Source organism: Pseudomonas agronomica (assembly GCF_025917275.1).
Classification (GTDB): domain Bacteria; phylum Pseudomonadota; class Gammaproteobacteria; order Pseudomonadales; family Pseudomonadaceae; genus Aquipseudomonas; species Aquipseudomonas agronomica.
Genome location: NZ_JAOSHO010000192.1, coordinates 1 through 9084, shown reverse-complemented (window position 1 = coordinate 9084; position 9084 = coordinate 1). Strand labels below are relative to the sequence as shown.

At 62.5% G+C, this 9084-nt stretch carries 7 protein-coding genes and 1 pseudogene; 2 read left to right on the top strand and 6 right to left on the bottom strand.

The annotated features are described in order from the left end of the window. Positions 1-21 precede the first annotated feature (21 nt). The 6 genes from cysG to OC610_RS15085 form a co-directional block, all read right to left on the bottom strand. Entirely contained in the window at positions 22-1416 is a 1395-nt protein-coding gene (gene cysG / locus OC610_RS15110) for a siroheme synthase CysG (RefSeq protein ID WP_264428732.1), read from the bottom strand. Further along, positions 1417-2697, bottom strand: a complete 1281-nt coding sequence (serS, locus tag OC610_RS15105; protein ID WP_030141345.1) for a serine--tRNA ligase — start codon at positions 2695-2697, stop codon at positions 1417-1419. It lies immediately after the preceding gene. Between the two features lie 15 nt (positions 2698-2712). Next, the gene (gene crcB / locus OC610_RS15100) at positions 2713-3087 is read right to left on the bottom strand and encodes a fluoride efflux transporter CrcB (protein ID WP_030141344.1); all 375 of its coding nucleotides are present in this window, start codon (positions 3085-3087) and stop codon (positions 2713-2715) included. Further along, positions 3084-4409 carry a replication-associated recombination protein A gene (locus OC610_RS15095; RefSeq protein ID WP_264428729.1) on the bottom strand — a complete coding sequence of 442 codons (1326 nt, stop codon included), beginning with the start codon at positions 4407-4409 and terminating at the stop codon, positions 3084-3086. Before OC610_RS15095 ends, crcB begins: the two co-directional genes overlap by 4 nt. Positions 4410-4558: 149 nt before the next feature. Continuing rightward, a complete protein-coding gene (gene lolA, locus OC610_RS15090; protein ID WP_264428727.1) occupies positions 4559-5182 on the bottom strand; it encodes an outer membrane lipoprotein chaperone LolA in 624 nt (207 codons plus the stop codon). A gap of 58 nt (positions 5183-5240) precedes the next feature. After that, positions 5241-7649 (bottom strand): DNA translocase FtsK, encoded by a 2409-nt coding sequence (locus OC610_RS15085; protein WP_264428725.1) that lies wholly within the window; start codon positions 7647-7649, stop codon positions 5241-5243. 318 nt (positions 7650-7967) lie between these two features. Here OC610_RS15085 and trxB point away from each other — a divergent pair, with 318 nt between their 5' ends. Next, complete coding sequence (gene trxB, locus OC610_RS15080) at positions 7968-8927, top strand: thioredoxin-disulfide reductase (RefSeq protein WP_264428723.1); 960 nt, start codon at positions 7968-7970, stop codon at positions 8925-8927. Between the two features lie 69 nt (positions 8928-8996). Next, positions 8997-9084, top strand: a pseudogene (locus tag OC610_RS15075) (leucyl/phenylalanyl-tRNA--protein transferase); the annotation flags it as partial.

Genomic DNA, 9084 nt, shown 5'->3' with positions numbered 1-9084 from the left:
GCGATGGGGGCGACGCGGTCCTCAGACCTGCCCCTGAGCCCCTTCAAACCAAGCCAGTTTCTCGCGCAACTGCACCACTTCCCCAACAATCACCAGGGTCGGCGCATGGACTTCATGCTCCGCCACCAACCGTGGCAAGTCCGCCAAAGTGCCGGTAAAAACCCGCTGGTTTGAAGTGGTGCCTTGCTGGATCAAAGCCGCCGGCGTGTCCGCCGCGCGACCGTGCTTGATCAGTTCGTCGCAAATGACCGGCAGCCCGACCAGGCCCATGTAGAACACCAAGGTCTGCGCCGGCGACACCAGGTCCGCCCACGGCAAGTCGCTGGTGCCATCCTTGAGGTGACCGGTGATGAACCGCACCGACTGCGCATAGTCGCGATGGGTCAGCGGAATCCCGGCGTAGGCCGCGCAGCCACTGGCGGCGGTGATGCCCGGGACGACCTGGAACGGGATGCCATGGGCCGCCAGTTCTTCGATTTCCTCGCCACCACGACCGAAAATAAACGGGTCGCCGCCTTTCAACCGCACCACGCGCTTGCCCTGGCGAGCCAAGTCGACCAATTGCTGGTTGATCTGATCCTGGGGCACCGCGTGCTCGGAACGACGCTTGCCGACATAGACCCGTTCGGCGTCACGCCGGCACAGTTCGAGAATCGCCGGTGCCACCAGGCGATCGTAGAGCACGACGTCCGCCTGCTGCATCAGGCGCAGTGCCCGGAACGTCAGCAGGTCCGGATCGCCCGGCCCCGCGCCCACCAGGTAAACCTCACCCGGCGCGTTCGGCGCCTCGCCGTCGATCTTCTCCCGCAGCAGCCGCTCGGCCTCGGCGCCCTGCCCGGCCAACTGGCGATCGGCAATCGGGCCCTGGAACACCTCTTCCCAGAATGCCCGGCGCTGCTGGACATCGGGGAACAAGCCTTTGACCTGATTGCGAAAGCGCGCCGCCAAACCGGCCAACTGCCCGTACGTCGAGGGAATCCAGGTTTCCAGCTTGGCCCGGATCAGTCGCGCCAGCACCGGCGCATCGCCGCCACTGGACACCGCGATCACCAGGGGCGAGCGATCGACAATCGCCGGGAAGATCACGCTGCACAGCGCCGGCGCGTCCACCACGTTGACCGGCACACAACGCTTGTGGGCGTCGGCCGAGACCTGGGCATTGAGCGGCTCGTCGTCGGTGGCGGCAATGATCAGCCCGCAACCGTCCAGGTCCGCTTCCACGTAACCACGCTGGACGCATTCGCCGCCGCTGCCACTGACCAGTTCCCGCAACTGCGGTTCGATGTCGGGTGCGACCACCCGCAGCAACGCGCCGGCATCGACCAGCAGGCGAGACTTGCGCAGGGCAATCTCGCCGCCGCCGACCACCAGCACGCGGCTGCCGCGCAGGTTGTGGAACAGTGGCAAATAGTCCATTTAGCCGATGACCTCGATGCCGCCCATGTACGGTTTCAACACCTCGGGCACACGGATCGAACCGTCGGCCTGCTGGTAGTTTTCCAGCACCGCCACCAGGGTACGGCCCACCGCCAGGCCGGAGCCATTGAGGGTGTGGACCAGTTCCGGCTTGCCAGTTTCCGGGTTGCGGAAGCGGGCCTGCATACGGCGGGCCTGGAAATCGCCGCAGTTGGAGCACGAGGAAATCTCGCGGTACTTGTCCTGGCTCGGGATCCACACTTCCAGGTCGTAGGTCTTCACCGCACTGAAGCCCATGTCGCCGGTGCACAAGGCCAGGGTGCGATACGGCAGCTCCAGCAGTTGCAGGACTTTCTCGGCGTTGGCGGTCAGGCTTTCCAGGGCTTCCATGGACTTCGACGGCTCGACGATCTGCACCATCTCGACCTTGTCGAACTGGTGCTGGCGGATCATGCCGCGGGTATCACGGCCCGACGCACCGGCTTCGCTGCGGAAGCACGGCGTATGGGCGACGAACTTGATCGGCAGTTGCTTGGCATCGACGATCTCGCCCGCGACGATGTTGGTCAGCGACACTTCGGCAGTCGGGATCAGGTACAGGTCGGCTTCGCCGTCGCGGCTGATCTTGAACAGGTCTTCCTCGAACTTCGGCAACTGCCCGGTGCCTTGCAGCGCCGGGGCCTGGACCAGGTACGGGGTGTAGGCTTCTTCGTAGCCGTGCTCGGTGACATGCAGGTTGATCATGAACTGCGCCAAGGCGCGATGCAGACGGGCAATCGGCCCGCGCAGCAAGGCGAAACGCGCGCCCGACAGCTTGGCGGCAGTCTCGAAGTCGAGCCAGCCGAATTTCTCGCCAAGGGCCACGTGGTCCTGTACCGGGAAATCAAAGGTGGTCGGCGTGCCCCAGCGACGTACTTCGACGTTGCCGTCTTCGTCTTCACCGACCGGCACCGATTCGTGAGGCAGGTTCGGGATGCCCAGCAGGATCGAATCCAGCTCGGTCTGGATCGCGTCCAGTTCGGTCTTGCCGGCGCTCAATTCGTTCGCCATGCGCTCGACATCGGCCATCAGCGGCGCAATGTCTTCGCCGCGCTGCTTGGCCTGGCCGATGGATTTGGAGCGCGCGTTACGTTCAGCCTGCAGGGCTTCGGTGCGGGTCTGGACGGTCTTGCGCTGTTCTTCCAGCGCTTCGATGCGCGCGACGTCCAGGGCAAAACCACGGGAAGCCAGGCGGTCCGCTACGTCCTGAAGGTTGCTACGTAACAGTTTGGAATCGAGCATGTCGGTCTCTCGTTATCAAAGTTTGGTCAGGGACAGGCCGGCCCAGGTGGCGAGCAGCCCGCCGAATACGGTGATGGCCGCGTAGCCCAGGGCCAGCAGCACTTGGCCGCTTTCCAGCAGGCGCACCGTATCCAGTGAAAAGGATGAAAAGGTCGTCAGGCCGCCAAGAAAGCCGACCATCAGCCCCGCACGCACCTCGATGGGCACCTCGGGGCGAATCAAAAACAGACCGTAAAGAACGCCGATCAGCAGACAGCCCACGATATTAACGGCCAGCGTCGCGGTATAGAAGTGCCTGGGCCAATTTGCATTGATCCAGTTACCGGTGGCGAAACGCAACAACGTGCCGGCAACGCCGCCAGCGGAAACTGCGAGTATCAGGGGGATCAAGGCTTTCTCCGCTGCCGTGGACTCAGGCGATCCAACTGCGCCAAGTGGTTGAGCTTCTCGCCGATCTTCAACTCAAGGCCACGGGGGACGGGCTGGTAGAAGCGCTGGGGTTCGAGTTCTTCGGGAAAATAGTCTTCGCCGGCGGCATACGCGTCGGGCTCGTCATGGGCATAACGGTATTCGTCGCCATAGCCCAACTGCTTCATGAGCTTGGTCGGCGCGTTGCGCAGGTGCAGCGGCACTTCCAGGGAGCCGTGCTCGGCGGCGCTGCGCATCGCGGCCTTGAAGCCCATGTAAACGGCGTTGCTCTTCGGCGCGCAAGCCAGGTACGTGATGGCCTGGGCCACGGCGAGCTCGCCTTCCGGGCTGCCAAGGCGTTCCTGCACGTCCCAGGCCGCCAGGCACAGGCTCAAGGCCCGCGGGTCGGCATTGCCGATGTCCTCGCTGGCCATGCGCACCACCCGCCGGGCCAGGTACAAAGGATCGCAACCGCCATCGATCATCCGCGCAAACCAGTACAGGGCCCCGTCAGGATTGGAACCACGCACCGCTTTGTGCAGCGCCGATATCTGGTCATAGAAGGCCTCGCCGCCCTTGTCGAAACGCCGACGGGTATCGCCCAGCAGGCTTTGCAACAGCTCGACGCCAATTTCGCTGTCGTCTTCGGCCAGGTCCGAGGCGTTCTCCAGCAGGTTGAGCAAGCGCCGGCCATCGCCGTCGGCGGCGCTGAACAATATCTGGAAGCCCTCATCGCTGAGGCTCAGGTGACGCTTGCCCAGGCCGCGTTCCTCAGTCAGCGCGCGATGCACCAGCTTGCGCATGGCCGCTTCGTCGAGGCTCTTGAGTACGTAGACCCGGGCGCGAGACAGCAAGGCGTTGTTGAGTTCGAACGAAGGGTTTTCGGTGGTGGCGCCGATGAAAATCAGCGTGCCGTCTTCGACATAGGGCAGGAACGCATCCTGCTGGGACTTGTTGAACCGGTGGACTTCGTCGACGAACAGGATGGTGCGCTTGCCGTACTGGCCGGCCTGCTGCTTCGCGATTTCTACCGCCTGGCGGATCTCCTTGACCCCGGCCAGCACCGCCGACACCGTTTCGAAATGCGCGTCCGAGACTTCCGCCAACAGCCGCGCCAGGGTGGTCTTGCCCACGCCCGGCGGGCCCCAGAAGATCATCGAATGCAGGGCGCCCTGCTCCAGGGCCTCGCGCAGAGGCTTGCCGCGGGCGAGCACATGTTCCTGGCCGACGTACTCATCCAAGTTGGTCGCACGCAGGCGGGCGGCCAATGGCTGGGCAATCGGGGCGCTTCGAAACAGGTCCATCACTGCTTATGCAACCTCCACTGGGGTCCTGTTGAACACCGCCCCCCGTGGGAGCGAGCTTGCTCGCGATGGCGGTGGGTCAGTCACATCAATTCCAACTGATCCGCCGCCATCGCGAGCAAGCTCGCTCCCACAAGGGGGCCATTGGGTTATTCCTGGATCACATCCGCACCCTTTGGGATGTCGAACTTGAACTTGGACGCGGGGATCGGCTCGTTGGCCTTGACCCCGGTGAACAGGATATTGGTGCGCTGGCCTACGCTGTCGATCAGTTGCATGTCATTGACCAGGCCATTACGGAACGACAGGCGCAGGCTGTCGAACAGGCTGTCCTTGGTTTTCGGCTTGAGCGTGAAGTCAATCACGCCGCCCGCCTCCTTGGAGGTAATGTCGAAGCTCTGGCTGATCTCGGAGATGTCACCGGACAGCAGCAGCGCAGGCGTCTGGGTCAGGCGGTGGTCGAGGGTCTTGATGGTGACCTGCTCCAGGTCCGGGTCCCACAGGGACACTTTCTTGCCGTCGGAAACCATCAGTTGTTCGGCGGGCGCATCGGTGTGCCAGTAGAACAGGCCGGGGCGCTGCAGGGCCATGTCACCGGCGGTTTCCTGCAATTGGGTGCCACTGCCGTCGAGGGTCAACTGGGAAAAGCGTGCCGTCAGGGTCTGGGAGCCACCCAGCAATTGAGTCAGGCGGGCCACGTCCTTTTCGCCGGCGTGGGCCGACAACGTGCTCAAGGCCAATACGGGCAACAGCAGCATGCGAATCAGGCGCATGGGAATCCTCATGAATTCGTGGGGGGTCGAGCGGCGCATCATCACGCCGCCCGGGTAGTCAGTCGCGCATCGGGCCCGGCGCGAGCACTTCGCGCGAACCGTTGGTGTTCATGGCCGTCACGACCCCAGCCATTTCCATGGCTTCGATCATGCGGGCGGCGCGGTTGTAGCCGATCTTCAGCTTGCGCTGCACTGCGGAAATCGAGGCCCGGCGGCTTTCCAGGACAAACTGCACCGCTTCGTCATAAAGCGCGTCGGTCTCGGCATCGTCATCGCCGCCACCGCCACTGCCGCCTTCAAAGCCACTGCCAGCCTCTTCGACACCGTTGAGGATGTCATCGTTGTATTCGGGCGCGCCGCGCAGCTTCCAGGCTTCCACCACGCGGTGTACTTCATCATCGGAAACAAACGCGCCGTGGACACGAATCGGCAGGCTGGTGCCCGGCGGCATGTAGAGCATGTCGCCATGGCCCAGCAGTTGCTCGGCACCGCCCTGGTCGATGATGGTCCGAGAGTCGATCTTGCTCGACACCTGGAACGCCATGCGAGTCGGGATGTTGGCCTTGATCAGGCCGGTGATCACGTCCACGGATGGCCGCTGCGTGGCCAGGATCAAATGGATACCGGCCGCACGCGCCTTTTGGGCGATACGGGCGATCAGTTCTTCGACCTTCTTGCCGACGATCATCATCATGTCGGCAAATTCGTCCACCACCACGACGATGGTCGGCAGCTTGTGCAGCAGCGGCGCTTCGTCGTGGATGCTTTCGCGGTGATACAGCGGATCGCTCAACGGCGTCCCGGCCTCTTCGGCTTCCTTGACCTTGGCGTTGAAGCCCGACAGGTTGCGCACGCCCATCTTCGCCATCAGCTTGTAGCGGCGCTCCATCTCGGCAACGCTCCAGCGCAGGGCGTTGGCCGCATCCTTCATGTCCGTGACCACCGGGCACAGCAGGTGTGGAATGCCCTCGTAGATCGACAGTTCAAGCATCTTCGGGTCGATCATGATCAGCTTGGCGTCTTCCGGGCCGGACTTGAACAGGATCGACAGGATCATCGCGTTCACACCCACAGACTTACCGGAACCGGTGGTACCGGCCACCAGCAGGTGGGGCATCTTCGCCAGGTCGGTGATGACCGGCTTGCCGCCGATGTCGTGGCCCAGGGCCAGGGTGACCGGCGACTTGTAATTGTCATACTCGGGCGTCGACAGCACTTCGGAGAAGCGCACGATCTGGCGATCTTCGTTGGGGATCTCGATGCCCACGGTGGTCTTGCCCGGAATGACTTCCACCACACGCACGCTGGTCACGGCCAGGGAACGCGCCAGGTCCTTTGCAAGGTTGGCGATACGGCTGACCTTCACGCCGGCGGCCGGCTGGATCTCGTAACGAGTGATGACCGGGCCAGGGTGAATCGAATCCACCGAGACCTCGACTCCGAACTCCTTGAGCTTGATCTCAAGCAAATGACCCACGGCGGCCAGGGACTCAGGGGAATAGTTGAGTTGTTTCTTTTCGGCCGGGTCGAGGATCGAGATCGGCGGCAAGGTGCCTTCGACCGCGCTGTCGACGAACAACGGCGCCTGTTTTTCCTTTTGCACGCGCTTGCTTTGCTCGGGCGGCTTGGCCGGGGCCATGGTGATGACCGGCGGCACCTGCTTTTCGCGCTCCGACATGTGCTTGCTCAACGCCTGCTCGCGCTCGATCAAGCGTTCCTTGACCTTGGCCTGCTCGCGCTTGTCCGGCGTGGTCGGTGCCACCACGTCATGGACGCGATCGTCCACCTCGCGAAGTTGCGCCACCAGTTGCTTGCGCTCGTTGCGCGCCGCCCACCAGCGGTTCAGGGCACCCTGGATCAGCTCGATGAGGTCGAGGGTGATCTTGCCGGTGATGTCCATGACCTTGAACCACGACAAGTCAGTGAACACCGTCAGGCCGAACAGGAACAGGGCGATGAACAGCAGCGTGCTGCCCTGGATGTTCAGGGCATTGCGGGCCAGGTCGCCGAGGCTTTCACCTAGCGCGCCACCCGCCCCGGCCGGCAGGCCAGTGGGCGCGTGGAAATGGATGTGGGCCAGCGCGGCCCCCGACAACACCAGGAAGACCAGGCCGATCAGGCGCCAGGAAAACAGCCAGCCGCTCCACTGCCAGGGCTCATGGCGCTGACGAAAGATCTGATAGGTCTTGATCGCCAGCAACAAAGGGAAAATGTAGGCGAAATAGCCCAGCACCATGAACAGGATGTCTGCGCTGTAGGAACCGGCGGGGCCGCCGAAATTCTGCACGTCGTCGATCTTGCTGTTGTGACTCCAGCCCGGATCGTCCTTGCCATAGGTCAACAAGGCCATCATCAGGAACAGGCACAAGGCACCGATGGCGATCAACGCACCTTCCTTGAGCCGGTAGTGCAATTGTTGGCGCCAGAGCGGAACGACTGTCTTGGGTGCTGCGGTGGATTTCTTCAAAACGCTTCTTTTCCTGCGCCAATGGCGCGTCCATCTGTTGAATGACTATGAAAAACTGCCCATGACGAGCAGGTAAAAAAGTGAATGTGCACATCCGGTACTACTTTTACCACTGTGGCATGCGTCCGGAAAACCGCAGGTGTTGCCGAAGATTTTGATCTTTTGCCTTCCCTGCGTTCAAAACTCAAGCATTGTACGGGTTTGTCATGCCCAAGGCATTGCCCGCACGCTCGGCGACAGCATAGCCATGATCAGGGTTCTCGGGCGCCAATTTGAGCATGCATTCTCTTTTGTGACAAAGGCTTATGAGGTGTTTTTATGAGCGAAGCGAAGCATTCACGCCTGATTATTCTCGGTTCCGGCCCTGCAGGGTACAGCGCTGCTGTCTATGCCGCCCGAGCCAACCTCAAACCTGTTGTCATTACCGGCCTGCAGGCCGGCGGCCAGCTCACGACGACGGTTGAAGTCGATAACTGGCCCGGCGACGTCGAAGGCCTGACCGGCCCGGTGCTGATGGAACGCATGCAGCGGCATGCCGAGCGCTTCGACACGCAGATCGTCTACGACCATATCCACACCGCCAAGTTGCAACAGCGCCCGTTCGAACTCATCGGTGACAGCGGCACCTACACCTGCGACGCGCTGATTATCGCCACCGGCGCCTCGGCCCAGTACCTCGGCCTGCCCTCGGAGGAAACCTTCGCCGGCAGAGGCGTTTCAGCCTGCGCGACCTGCGATGGTTTTTTCTATCGGAACCAGGTCGTAGCAGTCGTTGGCGGGGGCAACACGGCGGTTGAAGAAGCGTTGTACTTGTCGAACATCGCCAAGGAAGTGCACCTGATTCATCGCCGGGACAAGCTGCGCTCGGAAAAGATATTGCAAGACAAGCTTTTCGAGAAAGCCACCAACGGCAATATCCGCCTGCACTGGAACCAGAACCTGGACGAAGTCCTCGGCGACGCCAGCGGCGTGACCGGCGCGCGCCTGCGGCACAGCGAGAGCGGCGAAACCAGTGCGCTGTCCCTGGTCGGGGTCTTCATCGCCATCGGTCATAAGCCCAACACCGACCTGTTTCAAGGCCAACTGAAGATGCGCGACGGCTATTTGATCGTGCGCGGCGGCAGCGAGGGCAATGCCACCGCCACTGACATCGAAGGCGTCTTCGCGGCCGGCGATGTGGCCGACCATGTCTACCGCCAGGCCATCACTTCCGCCGGCGCCGGCTGCATGGCCGCGCTGGATGCGGAAAAGTATCTCGATGACATTCCGGCCATTTGACGGTTAACCTCTAGGCGGGCTCTGGTTGATCTGGAGCCCCGCCCTCCCCTTCTGCAAGCCCGGACACCCATGCTGACTTGGTTACAACGCAACACTTTCGATTTTCCGCCACTGGAAAAAGCCATGCGCGACCCCAACGGCCTGCTCGCCGCCGGTG